Annotated in this window: 12 protein-coding genes, 2 tRNA genes and 3 rRNA genes; 4 read left to right on the top strand and 13 right to left on the bottom strand. The window is 39.7% G+C overall.

The genetic code is table 11. The annotated features are described in order from the left end of the window. Window positions 1-56: 56 nt before the first annotated feature. The 9 genes from DQN24_RS04335 to gmhB form a co-directional block, all read right to left on the bottom strand. Entirely contained in the window at window positions 57-686 is a 630-nt protein-coding gene (locus DQN24_RS04335; protein ID WP_005658466.1) for a YkgB family protein, read from the bottom strand. Window positions 687-899: 213 nt separating this feature from the next. Further along, entirely contained in the window at window positions 900-2,696 is a 1,797-nt protein-coding gene (locus tag DQN24_RS04330; protein ID WP_021035564.1) for an ATP-binding protein, read from the bottom strand. A gap of 113 nt (window positions 2,697-2,809) precedes the next feature. Then, window positions 2,810-3,397, bottom strand: a complete 588-nt coding sequence (locus DQN24_RS04325) for a uracil-DNA glycosylase family protein (protein WP_021035565.1) — start codon at window positions 3,395-3,397, stop codon at window positions 2,810-2,812. Between the two features lie 249 nt (window positions 3,398-3,646). Further along, a 5S ribosomal RNA gene (gene rrf, locus DQN24_RS04320) occupies window positions 3,647-3,762 on the bottom strand. Window positions 3,763-3,960: 198 nt separating this feature from the next. Further along, window positions 3,961-6,859: ribosomal RNA gene (locus DQN24_RS04315) — 23S ribosomal RNA — on the bottom strand. A 402-nt stretch (window positions 6,860-7,261) separates the two neighbouring features. Next, window positions 7,262-7,337 (bottom strand) — tRNA-Ala (locus DQN24_RS04310). An 85-nt stretch (window positions 7,338-7,422) separates the two neighbouring features. Continuing rightward, window positions 7,423-7,499 (bottom strand) — tRNA-Ile (locus DQN24_RS04305). A 79-nt stretch (window positions 7,500-7,578) separates the two neighbouring features. Further along, window positions 7,579-9,117 (bottom strand): 16S ribosomal RNA (locus DQN24_RS04300). The 16S, 23S and 5S rRNA genes sit together here with 2 tRNA genes alongside, the layout of an rRNA operon. Before the next feature lie 339 nt (window positions 9,118-9,456). Continuing rightward, window positions 9,457-10,011 carry a D-glycero-beta-D-manno-heptose 1,7-bisphosphate 7-phosphatase gene (gene gmhB / locus DQN24_RS04295; RefSeq protein WP_021035566.1) on the bottom strand — a complete coding sequence of 185 codons (555 nt, stop codon included), beginning with the start codon at window positions 10,009-10,011 and terminating at the stop codon, window positions 9,457-9,459. A gap of 175 nt (window positions 10,012-10,186) precedes the next feature. On the opposite strand from gmhB, the gene metN reads away from it, so the two are divergent. Genes metN through DQN24_RS04280 form a run of 3 tightly spaced genes read left to right on the top strand, consistent with a single transcriptional unit; the run spans window position 10,187 to window position 12,763 of the window. Then, window positions 10,187-11,224, top strand: a complete 1,038-nt coding sequence (gene metN, locus DQN24_RS04290) for a methionine ABC transporter ATP-binding protein MetN (RefSeq protein ID WP_021035567.1) — start codon at window positions 10,187-10,189, stop codon at window positions 11,222-11,224. Then, complete coding sequence (locus tag DQN24_RS04285) at window positions 11,214-11,903, top strand: methionine ABC transporter permease (RefSeq protein ID WP_021035568.1); 690 nt, start codon at window positions 11,214-11,216, stop codon at window positions 11,901-11,903. Before metN ends, DQN24_RS04285 begins: the two co-directional genes overlap by 11 nt. Window positions 11,904-11,941: 38 nt before the next feature. After that, a complete protein-coding gene (locus tag DQN24_RS04280; RefSeq protein ID WP_015701771.1) occupies window positions 11,942-12,763 on the top strand; it encodes a MetQ/NlpA family lipoprotein in 822 nt (273 codons plus the stop codon). A gap of 299 nt (window positions 12,764-13,062) precedes the next feature. Here DQN24_RS04280 and DQN24_RS04275 read toward each other — a convergent pair whose 3' ends face one another. Genes DQN24_RS04275 through rapA form a run of 4 tightly spaced genes read right to left on the bottom strand, consistent with a single transcriptional unit; the run spans window position 13,063 to window position 17,899 of the window. Further along, on the bottom strand, window positions 13,063-13,830 hold the full coding sequence (locus tag DQN24_RS04275) for a DeoR/GlpR family transcriptional regulator (protein ID WP_050847096.1): 768 nt from the start codon (window positions 13,828-13,830) through the stop codon (window positions 13,063-13,065). Between the two features lie 30 nt (window positions 13,831-13,860). Next, window positions 13,861-14,439: a rhomboid family intramembrane serine protease gene (locus tag DQN24_RS04270; protein WP_021035570.1), complete on the bottom strand. Its 579-nt coding sequence runs from the start codon at window positions 14,437-14,439 to the stop codon at window positions 13,861-13,863. A 26-nt stretch (window positions 14,440-14,465) separates the two neighbouring features. After that, entirely contained in the window at window positions 14,466-15,125 is a 660-nt protein-coding gene (rluA, locus tag DQN24_RS04265) for a bifunctional tRNA pseudouridine(32) synthase/23S rRNA pseudouridine(746) synthase RluA (protein ID WP_021035571.1), read from the bottom strand. A gap of 2 nt (window positions 15,126-15,127) precedes the next feature. Continuing rightward, on the bottom strand, window positions 15,128-17,899 hold the full coding sequence (rapA, locus tag DQN24_RS04260) for an RNA polymerase-associated protein RapA (RefSeq protein WP_050847095.1): 2,772 nt from the start codon (window positions 17,897-17,899) through the stop codon (window positions 15,128-15,130). 198 nt (window positions 17,900-18,097) lie between these two features. On the opposite strand from rapA, the gene DQN24_RS04255 reads away from it, so the two are divergent. Beyond that, window positions 18,098-18,847, top strand: a complete 750-nt coding sequence (locus DQN24_RS04255) for a DeoR/GlpR family DNA-binding transcription regulator (RefSeq protein WP_021035573.1) — start codon at window positions 18,098-18,100, stop codon at window positions 18,845-18,847. Window positions 18,848-19,030: the final 183 nt, after the last annotated feature.

The raw sequence follows: 19,030 nt of genomic DNA, 5'->3' as shown, positions 1-19,030 counted from the left end.
CATGATAATAAAAACAGCTCCAATTTATATTTGGAGCTGTTTTTATATCGATAAACTTATTTTTTACGTGCTAAAATTCGATTTGCACACTCCGCTGCAGCTGTTAAGCCACCTGCCATCATAATAATATCTTTAATCACTAAACGACCAACTCCAGATAAATAAGGGAAACCATAAGCTGGCGTTGGTAAATCTCCACCTAGATTAGGCACCCAAGCCTCGGGCGTTGTGATCAAAAATGACAGCGTGACTATTGACATACCAAATGTTAGTAGGCCTCCTGCTAAACCTGCTGTTGCATTCCAAATACCAGCTAAAGTAAGAATACCAACAGTAACAATAATTGCTCCAATAATGTAAGAAGCCGTATAGGTGCCATTTTCTTTATGCCATTCGATGTTTTTTGCAACCATCTTTCCTTCAGGATTTTTGTGTAGTGTATATTCCATCACTAACTCCCCTTTATCATTCGGCACTAAATTTGGCCCTTTTTCATACATATAGCTAAAAAACGGGCTATTTGATACAAAGTGAGCAATTCCATCTGCCTCATATTGACAAACTTTCAAACCACCGATCCATGCCATTACAATAAAAATAGCAATACGGATAAAATTAATAAATTGACGCTGCATTGGTGCAACAATTCTCGCGACAAATTCAACAAATGTATTAAATACTGACATATAAATTTCCACATAAAAGTAAATAAAATTGAGAGCTTAATTCTACTCGCTTTAATATTAAAAAGCAAAATCAATTCCCTTTAATAAAAGGTAAATAACAGCGAAATTTGAGAAGTTTTACTAATTAAAATAAAAATTGATTTTTCCCATTTTAAGCCTCTTTATTATCTTTAAATCACATTTAAATAATCTTTATACAGCTACTTTATGATATTAACATTCACAAAATTTAAGCAAATCCTCCACATCTTCCAACCAAAGATTCCCAATTTCATCAATCAATTCAGCACAATTAAAAATATCAGAATTTTTAGCCGCACTTTCTAAAGTATCCGCTAATTGACGTAAATGATTTAAGCCCACCGATGCAGCAGCCCCCTTAATTTTATGGGCCGTCTCTTCTGTTTCTTTCATGTTATCTTTTGATAATTGAATGAGATAATTTGGCATCGTTTGTTTGAATAAAGATAAACTTTCTAAAATTTGGGGTTTTCCAAGGGTTTCAATTAATGCCAAATCAAACTTTTCTGAAAATACACTAGTATCATTTACTTCGATTATAGGTTCCCTTTCATCCGCAAAAAATTGCTGCAGACAATGGTATAAATCCTTAATTGAAATGGGTTTGCGTAATACGCCATCCATGCCCATTTCTAAATATTCTTGCTCGCTTTGCATAACATTGGCAGTAAAAGCAATCATTGGCGGTAAAAAATCATAAATACCGTTCTCATAATTCTCTCGCAAATATTGGGCGATTTCAAAACCACTCATATCTGGTAATTTAATATCTAGCAATAAAATGTCGTAAACATTTTTCTCAAATAAAGTGATCGCCTGCTTACCATTTGTCGCAACATCAACATGATGCCCAAGTTTTTCTAAAATAGTTTTCGCAACCATAATATTGAGATCAACATCTTCCACTAAAAGAATGTTCAAGGATGGAATATTTTTCTTAACAGATTCTTTTTCAGAAATTTCCTGAGCGTGGAGAGTAAGATGGAAAGTCGCTCCTTTTCCTCGTTCACTTTCAACCGTTAAATCCCCTTCCATTAACTGAGCGAGATTTTTAGAAATAGCCAATCCAATACCGCTACCCGCACTTTGCTGGCGACTTTCTTTCACTTGATAATACATTTCAAAAATATGTTTTTGTTCTTCAGGTGAAATCCCCATTCCTGTATCTTTCACAATAAAATGGTAACAATCCTGATTTCTCATAATTTTAAGAATAATATTTCCCTGATCCGTAAACTTCACCGCATTACTAATTAAGTTCCACAAAATTTGGCTCAAGCGAACACGATCAAGATTCAGCCAATTGGGTAGATTTTGTTCAAGCTCTAAAGAAAAAATAAGATTTTTTTGTTTGGCAAGGAAACTGGCAAAATTATAAATATCGTTTAATAAGGCGGGGAAATCTGTTGGCTGACGATTTAATTCAATTCGACTGGCATCAATTTTTTCCAAATCAATAATATCGCTAAAAATATAGCCTAAACTGACCGCACTTATGTTGATAGTTTTTAAATAATTACGCTGGAGATCATCCAATTCATCATCAAGTAAAATCTGGCTAAGCCCGACAATCCCATTCAATGGCGTGCGAAATTCATGGCTTATTGTGGCAAGTAAGGTACTTTTATCACGGCTATTTTTTTCTAACTTTTCCAATGCTTGGGATAATTTTTTCTGAGCAGCAATTCGCTCGGCGATCTCATTTTCCAATCGATTAACCGAGCTAGAAAGATCAAGACGAGAATGTTCAAGTTTTTCTACTAATAAAGTGAAAAAATAAATAACAAAAGGTGCAGTGAGTAAGCCAAAAGTTACCGAACGAAAAATATCTACCCAAGATATCTGATGAACAATAAATAGACTAAATAAAATCTGAGTACAAAGGGCTAAAACCGCGAGAATCATCACGCCTAAAAGAGAAAAACGAAGACGCCCAAGACGAATAACCCAATCCACATAACTCTGAGCAAAATATTTGAAATTTTTCATCAAATCTCCTAAGACATTATTATCGTTATAAAAAAACCTGTGCATATAGGCTTTATTATATCCATAAAGTAAAAGAGATTGTTATTACTATGTGTGCGTAAGAAATGAAAAACTTAATCTTTATTAATTATCTGTTTAACTAAAATTTGTAATTCAGGAATAACTTGCTCTTCAAACCAAGGATTCTTTATGATCCAAAGCTGATTGCGAGGGGAAGGATGCACAAGAGGCATAAAGTGCGGTAAGAATTGACGATAATTTTTAACAGTGTCAGTTACATTATCTTTATTTTCAGGTAAATAATATTTCTGTGCATATTGCCCAATAAGAATAGTGAGCTGAATATTAGGTAGATGCTCTAAAATCATTGGATGCCATTTTTCTGCGAAACCTTGACGAGGTGGTAAATCACCAGATTGACCTTTTCCAGGATAATAGAAATCCATAGGAAGAACCGCAAACATTCCAGAATTATAAAAATAATCGTAATCCACACCTAGCCAATCACGTAGACGATCACCACTTTTATCATTCCAATACAAACGAGATTGCTCAGCTTTTAACCCCGGAGCTTGACCTACAATATTAATTCGAGCTGTTTTAGGCGCTGAAAATAAAGGGAAAATACCACGAGCTGTAAAATCCTTATTTTGAGGATCAGCGATAATACTTGAAGTTATTTTGTCTAAATTTTTAAGCATAATGAAGGAGATTAGAAATGAATATATAAAGTCTATTTAAAAAATATGAAAAATCAAAATAATAAATAGATACATTTATTAAAACTATATTGTGTGCAATACAGAAACTAAAAACTTAGTCTCTGAATAAAGATTATTATTTTTACTTTCCCCTTTATGAAGATGGATATACTAAATTAAAGAGGTAAAAACCCCAGCCTTTCGACTGGGGTTCTTCTTTTTTTATGTGATTTAGATTTTTATTTGATAACCCGGCGGTGCCCTACTCTCACATGGGGAAACCCCACACTACCATCGGCATTACAGCGTTTCACTTCTGAGTTCGGTATGGTCTCAGGTGGTTCCACCGCACTATCGCCGCCGGGATAATTCTTTAATAACTTCTCTCTTTGTTTCTTCTCTTTTACGACTTCACTTTTTTCGCTTTTCGTCTCTCTTCTTCTTATCGGCAACAAGCTGAACTCGATTTTCTTTCTATTTTTCCTTTCTATTAAGTCTTCTATATTTAAGTTGTTTGTCTACTCTTCTCTTTCGCTCTTTTCTCAAAAACACTTGAGCGTTGTATAGTTAAGCCTCTCGGGCAATTAGTATCTGTTAGCTCAATGACTCACATCACTTACACACCAGACCTATCTACGTCTTCGTCTTAAACAACCCTTACTGTCTTAAAGACAGGGAGAACTCATCTCTTGGCAAGTTTCGTGCTTAGATGCTTTCAGCACTTATCTCTTCCGCACTTAGCTACCCGGCAATGCGTCTGGCGACACAACCGGAACACCAGTGGTGCGTCCACTCCGGTCCTCTCGTACTAGGAGCAGCCCCAACCAATTCTCCTACGCCCACGGCAGATAGGGACCGAACTGTCTCACGACGTTCTAAACCCAGCTCGCGTACCACTTTAAATGGCGAACAGCCATACCCTTGGGACCCACTTCAGCCCCAGGATGTGATGAGCCGACATCGAGGTGCCAAACACCGCCGTCGATATGAACTCTTGGGCGGTATCAGCCTGTTATCCCCGGAGTACCTTTTATCCGTTGAGCGATGGCCCTTCCATTCAGAACCACCGGATCACTATGACCTACTTTCGTACCTGCTCGACTTGTCTGTCTCGCAGTTAAGCTTGCTTATACCATTGCACTAACCTCACGATGTCCGACCGTGATTAGCAAACCTTCGTGCTCCTCCGTTACGCTTTGGGAGGAGACCGCCCCAGTCAAACTACCCACCAGACACTGTCCGAGACCGCGTTCCGCAATCTTCGTTAGAACATCAAACGTTAAAGGGTGGTATTTCAAGGATGACTCCATAATCACTGGCGTGACTACTTCTTAGTCTCCCACCTATCCTACACATCAAAATTCAATGTTCAGTGTCAAGCTATAGTAAAGGTTCACGGGGTCTTTCCGTCTAGCCGCGGGTACACCGCATCTTCACGGCGATTTCAATTTCACTGAGTCTCGGGTGGAGACAGCCTGGCCATCATTATGCCATTCGTGCAGGTCGGAACTTACCCGACAAGGAATTTCGCTACCTTAGGACCGTTATAGTTACGGCCGCCGTTTACTGGGGCTTCGATCAGGTGCTTCTCTTGCGATTACACCATCAATTAACCTTCCAGCACCGGGCAGGCATCACACCCTATACCTCCACTTTCGTGTTTGCAGAGTGCTGTGTTTTTAATAAACAGTTGCAGCCAGCGGGTCACTTCGACCGGTTCAACCTTCGAGAGTAAATCTCTACAATCTACGCCGGCGCACCTTCTCCCGAAGTTACGGTGCTATTTTGCCTAGTTCCTTCACCCGAGTTCTCTCAAGCGCCTGAGTATTCTCTACCTGACCACCTGTGTCGGTTTTCAGTACGGTTTAGTAAAGCCTGTCGCTTAGTGGCTTTTCCTGGAAGTGTGGTATCAGTTACTTCAGCTCCGTAGAGCCTCGTCATCATCTCTCAGTGTTTAATAGAAGCCCGGATTTGCCTAAACTTCCCACCTACCAACTTAAACGCACATATCCAACAGTGCGATAACCTAACCTACTCCGTCCCCACATCGCAGCTTTACCAAGTACAGGAATATTAACCTGTTTCCCATCGACTACGCTTTTCAGCCTCGCCTTAGGGGCCGACTCACCCTGCCCCGATTAACGTTGGACAGGAACCCTTGGTCTTCCGGCGAACGGGTTTTTCACCCGTTTTATCGTTACTTATGTCAGCATTCGCACTTCTGATACGTCCAGCTAACCTCTCGATTAACCTTCATCCGCTTACAGAACGCTCCCCTACCCAACAGACTTTCGCCTGATGCCGCAGCTTCGGTGCTATATTTCAGCCCCGTTACATCTTCCGCGCAGGCCGACTCGACTAGTGAGCTATTACGCTTTCTTTAAATGATGGCTGCTTCTAAGCCAACATCCTAGCTGTCTAAGCCTTCCCACTTCGTTTCCCACTTAATATAGACTTGGGGACCTTAGCTGGCGGTCTGGGTTGTTTCCCTCTCCACGACGGACGTTAGCACCCGCCGTGTGTCTCCTGAGTATCACTCTTTGGTATTCGTAGTTTGCATCGGGTTGGTAATCCGGGATGGACCCCTAGCCGAAACAGTGCTCTACCCCCAAAGGTGTCACCTCAAGGCTCTACCTAAATAGATTTCGGGGAGAACCAGCTATCTCCCGGTTTGATTGGCCTTTCACCCCCAGCCACAAGTCATCCGCTAATTTTTCAACATTAGTCGGTTCGGTCCTCCAGTTAGTGTTACCCAACCTTCAACCTGCCCATGGCTAGATCACCGGGTTTCGGGTCTATACCTTGCAACTATTCGCCCAGTTAAGACTCGGTTTCCCTTCGGCTCCCCTATTCGGTTAACCTCGCTACAAAATATAAGTCGCTGACCCATTATACAAAAGGTACGCAGTCACCCTTTCGGGCTCCCACTGCTTGTACGTACAAGGTTTCAGGTTCTATTTCACTCCCCTCACCGGGGTTCTTTTCGCCTTTCCTTCACAGTACTGGTTCACTATCGGTCAATCAGGAGTATTTAGCCTTGGAGGATGGTCCCCCCTTCTTCAAACAGGATATCACGTGTCCCGCCCTACTTCTCGTTAGCTTAGTACCACAATATGGTTTTTAGATACGGGATTATCACCCTCTTTGATTGTGCTTCCCAACACATTCTCCTAACCATACTGTTATCACTTACTGGCTCTTTCGCTTTCGCTCGCCGCTACTGACGAAATCTCGGTTGATTTCTTTTCCTCGGGGTACTTAGATGTTTCAGTTCTCCCGGTTTGCCTCAACAAACTATGTATTCACTTGTTGATAGTAGATTCTTCATCTACTGGGTTTCCCCATTCGGATATCTTGGATTAAACGCCTCTTATCGACTCATCCAAGCTTTTCGCAGATTAGCACGTCCTTCTTCGCCTCTGATTGCCAAGGCATCCACCTTGTACGCTTAGTCACTTAACTATACAACCTCAAATGTTTTCAATCACTTTAAGTTTTCACTTCAAAGTACGGTCAATTTGATGCGTATTTTCATTCAACTAAACACTTGATTGCTTTTGTTCAATCAAGATTTTATGCAAAACAGGTTTTGTTTTTAGAGTTTCCTTCTCAGTTCCCTCCTCTCACTTTCCTGTCTTGCCTACTCAGACTTTCTCTCGAAAATCTCTTGTTTTCAGCTTGTTTCCAATTTTTTAAAGAACAGTTGATAAAACTTTTCAGTTATCATCGTTAAATAAACTAAAAAAATTAAATTTAAAATTAAACTTAAAACTAAGAATAAAATAACCTAATATTTAAAATAGCTTAATACTATCTCAATACCTTATTACTTTGTCTTTTTCTAATTTACTTAACGATGATAAGTGGTGGAGATAAGCGGGATCGAACCGCTGACCTCCTGCGTGCAAGGCAGGCGCTCTCCCAGCTGAGCTATATCCCCATTTATCATTCATCATTTATTATATTAATTAGTTAATATTTTTATAATAAATGATTGACCATTACGCCTTTATCCACTCTCAGAGTGGTGGGTCTGAGTGGACTTGAACCACCGACCTCACCCTTATCAGGGGTGCGCTCTAACCACCTGAGCTACAGACCCAAGGGTAATGTTTTCTTCTGCTCATTTGTCTACAACTATCAGCCAATCTGTGTGAGCACTCGCTGTCTCTCGTCTTCTGTAAGGAGGTGATCCAACCGCAGGTTCCCCTACGGTTACCTTGTTACGACTTCACCCCAGTCATGAATCATACCGTGGTAAACGCCCTCCTAAAGGTTAAGCTATCTACTTCTGGTACAACCCACTCCCATGGTGTGACGGGCGGTGTGTACAAGGCCCGGGAACGTATTCACCGCGACATTCTGATTCGCGATTACTAGCGATTCCGACTTCATGGAGTCGAGTTGCAGACTCCAATCCGGACTTAGACGTACTTTATGAGATTCGCTCCACCTCGCAGCTTCGCTTCCCTCTGTATACGCCATTGTAGCACGTGTGTAGCCCTACTCGTAAGGGCCATGATGACTTGACGTCATCCCCACCTTCCTCCAGTTTATCACTGGCAGTCTCCTTTGAGTTCCCGACCGTATCGCTGGCAACAAAGGATAAGGGTTGCGCTCGTTGCGGGACTTAACCCAACATTTCACAACACGAGCTGACGACAGCCATGCAGCACCTGTCTCTAAGTTCCCGAAGGCACATTCGCATCTCTGCAAACTTCTTAGGATGTCAAGAGTAGGTAAGGTTCTTCGCGTTGCATCGAATTAAACCACATGCTCCACCGCTTGTGCGGGCCCCCGTCAATTCATTTGAGTTTTAACCTTGCGGCCGTACTCCCCAGGCGGTCGATTTATCACGTTAGCTACGGGCGCCAGAGTTAAACCCCAACCCCCAAATCGACAGCGTTTACAGCGTGGACTACCAGGGTATCTAATCCTGTTTGCTCCCCACGCTTTCGCACATGAGCGTCAGTACATTCCCAAGGGGCTGCCTTCGCCTTCGGTATTCCTCCACATCTCTACGCATTTCACCGCTACACGTGGAATTCTACCCCTCCCTAAAGTACTCTAGTTACCCAGTCTGAAATGCAATTCCCAGGTTAAGCCCGGGGCTTTCACACCTCACTTAAATAACCGCCTGCGTGCCCTTTACGCCCAGTTATTCCGATTAACGCTCGCACCCTCCGTATTACCGCGGCTGCTGGCACGGAGTTAGCCGGTGCTTCTTCTGTATTTAACGTCAATTTGATGTACTATTAACACATCAACCTTCCTCAATACCGAAAGAACTTTACAACCCGAAGGCCTTCTTCATTCACGCGGCATGGCTGCGTCAGGGTTCCCCCCATTGCGCAATATTCCCCACTGCTGCCTCCCGTAGGAGTCTGGACCGTGTCTCAGTTCCAGTGTGGCTGGTCATCCTCTCAGACCAGCTAGAGATCGCAGGCTTGGTGAGCCTTTACCCCACCAACTACCTAATCCCACTTGGGCTCATCCTATGGCAGGTGGCTAAAAGTCCCACCCTTTCGTCTCTCGACACTACGCGGTATTAGCGACAGTTTCCCGTCGTTATCCCCCTCCATAAGCCAGATTCCCAAGCATTACTCACCCGTCCGCCACTCGTCAGCAAGAAAGCAAGCTTCCTCCTGCTACCGTTCGACTTGCATGTGTTAAGCCTGCCGCCAGCGTTCAATCTGAGCCATGATCAAACTCTTCAATTCAAGTTCAATCGCTCAATAAACTACTTAGCTATAAATAAAACACTACTTAAAAAAGTAATTATGAATTTTCAGTTAAGCACCTATTAAGACTTCAAAATTAAAAAATATTTTTAAAACAAGTCAATCAACAAGTGCCCACACAGATTGTCTGATATATTGTTAAAGAGCAAAAAAGAACGACGCACTTGGAAACTTAAAAACTTCACAACAGTGCGTCGTTGTGTGCGGTGCATTATAGGGATTTTCAAATCCCTTGCAAGTACTTTTTGTAAAAATATTTAAAAAAATGATCTTTTGATTAAAGTACAAGCGATTAGAGCAAAATATAGATCTTTTTGGCTATTTTTTTAAGCGTTTTAAAATTCTAGGAAGATCAACGATAGAATCTAATACATAATCCGCTATTCTTTCACTTTCCCCCGTGACTGGTTTACCTGTACGAACTAATACGTTCATTTTCACTTTTGCGCCAATTCCCGCTTTTAAATCTTCAACTTTATCTCCAACCATAATAGATTGCGTAGGATCGATCTTTAATTCTTTGATCGCTTGCAATAACATTCCCGATTTAGGCTTCCGACAATCACAATCTTCTTTATATTCGCCCTTTCCCTCAGGATGATGTGGACAATAGTAAATACCATCCAAATCCACATCTTGTTCAGCTAACGACCAATCCATCCATTCTGTCAGCTGTAAAAACTGATCTTCAGAAAAATAACCACGTGCAATGCCCGACTGGTTGGTCACTAATACCAACATATATCCCAGTTTCTTTAATTCTCGCAATGCATCAATCGCACCCTCAATAAATTTAAAGTTATCAATTTCGTGTACATAACCATAATCAATATTTAACGTGCCATCGCGATCTAAAAAAATAGCCTTATTCATTCTCTTACCTTTTATACATATTAAATTAAGGAAAATTATCTATTTAATCCAAACGATTAGCAAATATAAGTCATAACTAATCTGTCTAAAAAAGATAATCTGACATATTGACATAGCAATCTAGACATCTAGAATACCAAAACAGATTTAAAAACAATAAATAAAAAGGGCTTATATGATTAAGCTAAATAATATTACGAAAATTTTTGAGCTACCGAACAAAAAATTGACTGCGCTTGATAATGTTTCGTTGAATATCGAAAAAGGTCAAATCTGTGGCGTAATTGGTGCATCTGGTGCAGGAAAAAGCACATTAATTCGCTGTGTGAATTTATTAGAAAAACCGACAAGCGGTTCCGTTATTGTTGATGGCGTAGAATTAACAGGACTTTCTGATCGAGAATTAGTACGCGCTCGTCGTCAAATTGGAATGATTTTTCAGCATTTCAATTTACTAAACTCTCGCACTGTCTTTGAAAACGTAGCATTACCCTTAGAATTAGAAGGTAAGTCAAAAGCAAAAATCCAAGAAAAAATTACCGCACTTTTAGATCTTGTTGGTTTAAGTGAAAAACGTGATGCTTACCCAAGCAATCTTTCGGGTGGGCAAAAACAACGTGTAGCTATTGCTCGCGCCTTAGCCAGCGATCCTAAAGTCTTATTATGTGATGAAGCCACTAGCGCATTAGATCCTGCAACGACACAATCTATTCTTAAATTATTAAAAGAAATTAACCGCACTTTAGGTATTACGATTTTATTGATTACTCATGAAATGGAAGTTGTTAAACAGATTTGTGATCAAGTTGCTGTTATTGATCAAGGTCGCCTCGTTGAACAAGGTACTGTCGGTGAAATTTTTGCAAACCCTAAAACAGAATTAGCACAAGAGTTTATTCGTTCGACTTTCCATATCAGTCTACCTGATGAATATTTGGAAAATCTTACTGATACGCCGAAACACAGCAAAGCGTATCCGATAATCAAATTTGAGTTTACGGGTCGCTCAGTTGATGCACCATTACTTTCTCAAGCTTCAAAAAAATTTGGCGTGGAACTCAGTATTTTAACCTCACAAATTGATTATGCTGGGGGTGTCAAATTTGGTTATACCATTGCTGAAGTAGCAGGCGATGAAGACGCTATTACACAAACCAAAGTTTATTTAATGGAAAACAACGTGCGCGTGGAGGTGCTTGGTTATGTTCAATGATGTCTTGGCAACATTCAGCCAACAATTAACACCTCAAATGTGGGGTGTTGTCGCAACCGCAACTTATGAAACTGTTTATATTAGTTTTGCATCAACCCTACTTGCCGTACTAGTCGGCGTGCCTATTGGCGTATGGACTTTCTTAACTGGAAAAAATGAGATTTTACAAAATAACCGCACCCATTTTGTATTAAACACGATTATTAATATTGGGCGTTCCATTCCATTTATTATTTTGCTCTTAATCTTATTACCTGTAACACGTTTCATCGTGGGAACTGTATTAGGTACAACAGCAGCAATTATTCCATTAAGTATTTGTGCAATGCCATTCGTGGCTCGCTTAACTGCTAATGCATTGATGGAAATTCCAAATGGTTTAACCGAAGCCGCTCAAGCAATGGGGGCTACCAAATGGCAAATTGTACGTAAATTCTATTTGCCAGAAGCACTACCGACACTCATTAATGGTATCACGCTTACGCTAGTCACTTTAGTTGGTTACTCTGCAATGGCGGGGACGCAAGGTGGCGGTGGCTTAGGTAGCCTCGCTATCAACTACGGCGTATATCGCAATATGCCTTATGTCACTTGGGTGGCAACCATTATTATTGTGCTATTCGTTATGATTAGCCAAAAACTCGGCGATACACTGGCTAAAAAAGTGGATCATCGTTAATAAAATACAACCCTTAACTTAAACAGGAAGGAAATCCTATGAAATTAAAACAACTTTTTGCAATCACTGCAATCGCATCAGCTCTCGTTTTAACAGGCTGTAAAGAAGACAAAAAACCTGAAGCGGCAGCTGCACCACTTAAAATCAAAGTCGGTGTGATGTCTGGCCCTGAGCACCAAGTTGCAGAAATTGCAGCAAAAGTCGCTAAAGAAAAATATGGTTTAGACGTTCAATTCGTTGAATTCAATGACTACGCATTACCAAATGAAGCTGTATCTAAAGGCGATTTAGATGCAAACGCAATGCAACATAAACCTTATTTAGATGAAGATGCAAAAGCGAAAAATTTAAATAACTTAGTCATCGTGGGTAATACTTTCGTTTATCCATTAGCGGGTTATTCTAAAAAAATCAAAAATGTGAATGAATTACAAGACGGTGCTAAAGTTGTTGTTCCTAACGATCCAACAAACCGTGGTCGTGCATTAATTCTTCTTGAAAAACAAGGTTTAATCAAATTAAAAGATGCAAATAACCTTCTTTCAACTGTACTAGATATTGTTGAAAATCCGAAAAAATTAAACATCACTGAAGTAGATACTTCTGTTGCGGCACGTGCATTAGACGATGTTGATTTAGCTGTAGTAAACAACACTTATGCGGGTCAAGTGGGCTTAAATGCACAAGATAACGGTGTATTTGTAGAAGATAAAGATTCTCCATATGTGAACATTATCGTTTCTCGTACCGATAACAAAGACAGCAAAGCTGTTCAAGATTTCGTAAAATCTTACCAAACAGAAGAAGTTTACCAAGAAGCTCAAAAACACTTTAAAGATGGTGTTGTAAAAGGTTGGTAATTTCTACCGCACTTTAATTCATTACTAAATCCCTTGCTCTGCAAGGGATTTTCTTATCAAGCTCGGAATGTTTTAAAGAATATTGATAGCTAAAACTAATTAGATAATACAGAAATATGAAATTTCTTTAATTGATAAAAAAATAAAATACTTTTACGCTTGGAAATGTTTAATTATAGAAAAGACAATAATTCAGAGAGAGAATATTTAGATTACTTTTAGATAAATTTCAATTAAATCAAAAATTAAGAGTAATAGCTTCTTTTATCGACAAATTAATAAGAAAATCAAAGATATTTTTACCGCACTTTACCATTACATAACACCAATTTTGTTTTCTGAGCTTTCAGATAATTAGCAATTCCTTCGGGAACCTCATCCGTAAACAAATATTCCACATCACTTAATTCGCCCAATCGAACAATTGCTTGGCGCGTAAATTTAGAGCGATCGGTCACTAATAAGGTCTGACGTGAACTTTCAATAATCGCTCGCTTTACTTGTACTTCATGGTAATCATAATCCAATAATGAACCATCAGCATCGATCGCGCTAATCCCTAAAATCCCGAAATCTAGGCGAAATTGAGAAATAAAATTCACTGTAGCTTCGCCAATAATTCCACCATCCATTCGCAATGATCCGCCCGCCATAACAATATCAAAACTTTCATTTTGGCGTAAAAGATGAGCGGCATTCAGATTGTTCGTCACAATTCGGAGTTTTTTGTGACCAAGCAATGCATTGGCGACAGCCTCAGGCGTGGTACCAATATCAATAAACAAAGATGCGCCGTTAGGAATCAACTTTGCGACTTCCTGCGCAATATTATTTTTTTGTAATGAAAAGAATTGCTTACGATCCACGTAATCAGAATTTTCTGCAGAAGATGGCGATGCCGCACCGCCGTGATGGCGACGAATTAAATCTAACTCCGCCAAAATATTCAAATCACGGCGAATCGTTTGAGGGCTAACATCTAAGGCAGTAACCAGTTCTTCTGTACTTAAATAGCCAGATTGCTCCACCAGTTTAATAATTTTTTGATGGCGTAACGATTGTTTCATAGCAAATCCTTTAATCCAAATAAAACAGGCTTACTCTAGCGAATTTTTACGTAATTTGCTATCAATAAATCCCCAAATCAAGCCGATAATCAAGCCTGAAATATGCGCTGCATTTCCCATTTCAACACCAAATAAGGGGCTAACAAAACCTAATGCGATCCCCACCAATAACATTGTGAAAAAACCTTCTGGCAGATCGAATAAATGATGATTCAATTTATCACATATAAATACATAACCCAACACAGCATATACAACACCAGAAAGCCCAAAGAAAGCGGGGCCAGATACATAATTTTGCACATAGCCTGTTATGGCAGATGCTACAACATACAACATCAATAATTTGACCGAACCAAAAGTGCGTTCAATCATTCCACCGAAAATAAAAAACCAAGACAGATTAAACAAAATATGCAAATTAGATAAATGTACCAATGTATGTGAGATATAACGCCACACTTCACTATCTTGCTCTTCGTAAGCGGGGTAGTGCATCAAATACATAATATCGTCTTCAAAACCCAGCTGTTGAGCAATATAAATAAGCGCACAAAGTGCGGTGAGAATTAGCGTGATTTTTCCTTGTTGAGCTAAAAAATTTTTCATTCGTGATCTCGTGCTTCTACGGAAATTTAAAAATCTGACTTCGCATTAAAGGTCATTGTTTCCCCTGTAATGGGGTGGGTAATCGTCAATTCATCTGCGTGCAAACATAATCTTGGCGACATAGCTTTAGCCTGAGGATGCGAATAAAATTTATCGCCTAGAATTGGATGCCCCAAAGCTAACATGTGCAAGCGTAATTGATGAGATCTGCCTGTCACGGGCGTCAGTTTCACGCGAGTACTGTTATTGGGCAAACGTGCTAAAACTTCGAATTTTGTGACCGCTCTTTTCCCTAAAACGAAATCCAAACGTTGGCGAGGACGATTTTCCCAATCACAAATCATTGGCAAATTTACCTCGCCATAATCTTTCTCCAAATGCCCCCAAACAATCGCTTGATAATGTTTTTTCGGTTCACGTTCGCGAAATTGACGTTTTAATTCACGATCTGCCGCCTTACTTAAAGCAAACACAATAATACCGCTCGTTGCCATATCCAAACGATGAGCTGGCTCGCAAAAGCCGAATTTTTCTTTCACTCGGCTCATTGCACTATCGTAATATTGTGGTTGATTACCCGGCACAGAAAGCAAACCGCTAGGTTTGTTCACCACGCACAAATGATTATCTTGATAAATAATATCCAAATAAGGTTCAAGAGGCGGATTGTATTCAATCAATGCCATTTTTATTCCTTGTTCGTCACAATGATACGCAAGCAATCCAAACGCCAATTTGCTTTAGAAAGCTCATCCAGTGATTGTGTTCGTTGTTGTTCCAAAATATCAATTTCGCTTTGGCGAATATTTTGATTTACCGCTCGCAAAGCCTGCAAACGATTAATTTCTGCGCTTAATTGTTGATCTGCCTGATTTTTAGCTTCGGTAATAATCGGTTCAGCTAAAGATTTTACCAGTTGATCGCCTCGTGTAATCAAGGCTTCAATATTACCCCGCGCCATTTTTACCATTTGATTGGCAATATTTTTACCAAGTGGTTTCAATTTGCTATGCAATGTTTCAAAGGCAACCTGCTCACCAATGTTATTTCCTTTGTTATCAAGAAGCAGACGAATAGGCGTTGGCGGCAAAAAACGATTAAGCTGTAATCCTTTTGGCGATTGACTTTCCACCAGGTAAATCAATTCAATTAATAAGGTTCCAGCGGGCAGTTGTTTATTTACAAGCAATGCCATTGCGGCTTTGCCAATATCACCCGAAGCAACAAGATCAATACCTTGACGAATCATAGGATGATCCCAAGTCAAGAATTCCATTTCTTCGCGAGCAAGGGCAAATTCTCGATCAAAGGTAACCGTCACACCTTCTTCTTTTAAACCCGGAAAATCAGGCACAAGCATTGTCCCAGTTGGGCTAATCACAATACTATTTGCGCCAAGATCTTCTTGCTCTACGCCAATAATATCAAATAATTTTAAAGCAAAATTCACAAGCTCAGGCGAATTATCTTCATCAGCAATTTGATCCGCTAACGCTTGTGCTTGCTCACCGCCATGAGAATTTAGCTCTAATAAACGATCGCGACCTTTTTCTAACTTAATCTTGAGTTTTTCCCGCGCAGTTTTAGTTTGTTTTAATAATTCAGAAAATTCATTCTCTGAAAGTGCGGTAGAATTTGACCGCACTTTTTCCAACTCGTCCTCAAACTGCGAAAATAATGCCATTCCCATTGGGCAGGTTTGTTCAAAAGCATTCAGCCCCTCATTGTACCAACGCGCTAAACGAATTTGAGGCGAATCTTTCGCACAAGGCACATAAATTTGCACATCACGTTTTTGTCCAATACGATCTAATCTCCCAATACATTGTTCCAATAAATCAGGATTTGTCGGTAAATCAAATAACACTAAATTTGCCGCAAATTGGAAATTACGTCCTTCCGAGCCAATACTCGAGCTCAGTAAAACCTGCGCACCGTTTTCTAAATCCGCAAAATAAGCGGCAGCTCTATCCCGTTCGATAATCGACATTTTTTCGTGGAACACCGCTGCTCGAATCGCCTCACGTTCACGTAAAATTTGTTCTAACTGAATCGCCGTTGCCGCCGTCTGGCAAATCACAAAAATTTTTTCATCGCGATGTAGTTTAAGGAAATCAATCAGCCAATCAATTTTATCATTCTCTTCCGAGAGTGTAATTTGGTGGTAAACACGGTGTGGAAAACCTTTCACGCCTTGACGTGTATTGCGAAATAACATACGCCCCGTACCGTGACGATCAATTAAGGCTTGAATCAATTCCTGACGGGCACGATGCTGTTCTTCATCATTATTTGATGCAATCGCTTTAAAAAGTGGCTCAACATCTTGTTCAAGCAACAAATCAGAAATATGATTTTTTTCTACCGCACTTAATGCCTTATTTGCCAGCAAAGATTCAATAGCATTAACCACAGGTTGGTAGCGTTCCTGCTCTTTCACAAAGGTTTGATAATCAAAGAAACGTTCTGGATCCAGTAAACGCAAACGAGCAAAATGACTTTCTTGCCCAAGTTGCTCTGGAGTTGCAGTGAGTAACAAGACAGAGGGAATGATGCGAGCAAGCTGTTCAACTAATAAATAAGCTGCACTTGGTGCGCTTTCTGACCATACCAGATGATGCGCTTCGTCTACAATTAAACAGTCAAATTGAGCATCAAGTGCCTGCTCTACTCGGTTTGGATGCGTTTCTAACCAATTTAGAGAACAAATAATTAAGCTTTCAGTCGTGAATGGATTAACAGCATCAAGATCAAAATCGTTGCAACGTTCTTCATCAAAAAGTGAAAAATGCAAATTAAAACGACGAAGCATTTCCACCAGCCATTGATGTTGCAAAGTTTCTGGCACGATAATAAGAACACGTTGCACTTTCTCAGCAAAACGTTGATTCTGCAAAATCATTCCTGCTTCAATGGTTTTCCCTAAACCAACCTCATCAGCCAATAACACGCGAGGATTAACTCGATTACCAACCTCTGCTGCAATATGAAGCTGATGGGGAATTAAACCCGCACGCGTTCCGCGTAAACCACGCAATGGCGATTTAAATTGTGCTTGCTGATGACAAAGCGTGCGATAACGCAATGCAAAATGACTGCTGCGATCAATTTGCGCTGAAAACAAACGATCTTTCGCTTGGCTAAAAGAAATAATCGGCGAAATATCACGTTCTTGCACAATGACATCTTCATCTTGTGGGGTTTTAACTAAATAAAACAACAAACCGTTCATATTTTGAACGTCTAAAATCTCGCCTTGCCAGCCAGCTTGATGGGATAATGTTTCGCCTTTGCTAAACACAATTCGACTTAAAGGCGCTTGTGCAGCAGCATATATCCTCGTTTCATCTGCTGCGGGGAAATAAATCGTGACGGTTCGTTGATCTAATGCGGTAATAACACCTAATCCTAAAGCGTTTTCACTTTCACTCAACCAACGCTGACCAATAGCAAAGGGCATAATAATTCTCTTTCTGATTTACATTGATAAAATTTTGGGGCGTATTGTAGCTCGCATACTCTTGAAAAGAAACTCACAAAAAATTGACCGCACTTTTATGAAGATATACGTCACCCCCAATATAATTTATTCTTGGATTTTCAACATACTCAAGCGTAAACTAGAATCTCGACTAAATCCACCGTGTAGGGAAAAGAGATGAATTATCGTGATGAATTAATTTTACAATGGGTAAATCAACAAGGAAAAGCCAGCGTAATAGAACTTGCACAGCATTGTGATATTTCGGTGGAAACCATTCGTCGCGATTTGAACAAATTAGCGAACAAAGGCTTATTGCACCGAACACACGGAGGAGCAGTGAGTAATAAAACCAAAGATTTAGGTTCATTTTTCCAAACTCGAAAACATATTAATGCAACAGCTAAACGACATATTGCCCAAAAAGCCTTGGATTTGCTATATGAAAATGCCGTTATAGGTTTAGATGCAAGCTCAACAAGTTGGTATTTTGCTTATTTAATGCCCGATATTCCTTGTACAGTAGTAACCAACTCAATGTTTAACATTAATGCCCTAGTTAATAAATCCAATGTTAAAACTATTGTCACTGGCGGAGTTTATTCAGCAAAATATGAAGCATTTTACGGTCCCTTATCTGAGTACTTATTACAACGATTACATATTAATTTTTCCGTGTTTTCTTGTTCAGGAATTGATCAAAACGGTAATATCTGGGAATCAAATGAGCTGAATGCCTCTTTGAAACGAAAAATGATAGAGGCTTCAGAACGTGCTTATTTGTTAATTGATTCTTCTAAGTTTGAAAAGAAAAGTTTGATTCAACTTACCGATTTAAGCAAAATTGATACGATTTTTTCTGATCAACCACTTCCAGATAACTTACAAAAATATTGTGAGCTACACGATATAATGACCGTTTTATAAAAAAATATGACCATTTTGACCGAAAATTATTAAAAATTTAAAAGATCGGTCATATATATTTCCTTAAATATGGTCAATTTTTGTGATCTGCTTCTCAGTTTTGCAACAAAATTTCATTAAAATTTCATTTCTTACTATTTTCCTCATCATTTTTCTTTCACACTCTAATTCAATGAAAGCACA

Origin of the sequence: Haemophilus influenzae (assembly GCF_900475755.1) — a bacterium.
Classification (GTDB): domain Bacteria; phylum Pseudomonadota; class Gammaproteobacteria; order Enterobacterales; family Pasteurellaceae; genus Haemophilus; species Haemophilus influenzae_D.
Note: the sequence above shows the minus strand (reverse complement) of the source record. Positions and strands in the feature narration are given on the sequence as shown.

Coding starts and splice junctions, on each gene's coding strand:
- DQN24_RS04335 (WP_005658466.1), bottom strand. CDS start 686: ATGTCAGTATTTAATACATTTGTTGAATTTGTCGCGAGAATTGTTGCA.
- DQN24_RS04330 (WP_021035564.1), bottom strand. CDS start 2,696: ATGAAAAATTTCAAATATTTTGCTCAGAGTTATGTGGATTGGGTTATT.
- DQN24_RS04325 (WP_021035565.1), bottom strand. CDS start 3,397: ATGCTTAAAAATTTAGACAAAATAACTTCAAGTATTATCGCTGATCCT.
- gmhB (WP_021035566.1), bottom strand. CDS start 10,011: ATGAATAAGGCTATTTTTTTAGATCGCGATGGCACGTTAAATATTGAT.
- metN (WP_021035567.1), top strand. CDS start 10,187: ATGATTAAGCTAAATAATATTACGAAAATTTTTGAGCTACCGAACAAA.
- DQN24_RS04285 (WP_021035568.1), top strand. CDS start 11,214: ATGTTCAATGATGTCTTGGCAACATTCAGCCAACAATTAACACCTCAA.
- DQN24_RS04280 (WP_015701771.1), top strand. CDS start 11,942: ATGAAATTAAAACAACTTTTTGCAATCACTGCAATCGCATCAGCTCTC.
- DQN24_RS04275 (WP_050847096.1), bottom strand. CDS start 13,830: ATGAAACAATCGTTACGCCATCAAAAAATTATTAAACTGGTGGAGCAA.
- DQN24_RS04270 (WP_021035570.1), bottom strand. CDS start 14,439: ATGAAAAATTTTTTAGCTCAACAAGGAAAAATCACGCTAATTCTCACC.
- rluA (WP_021035571.1), bottom strand. CDS start 15,125: ATGGCATTGATTGAATACAATCCGCCTCTTGAACCTTATTTGGATATT.
- rapA (WP_050847095.1), bottom strand. CDS start 17,899: ATGCCCTTTGCTATTGGTCAGCGTTGGTTGAGTGAAAGTGAAAACGCT.
- DQN24_RS04255 (WP_021035573.1), top strand. CDS start 18,098: ATGAATTATCGTGATGAATTAATTTTACAATGGGTAAATCAACAAGGA.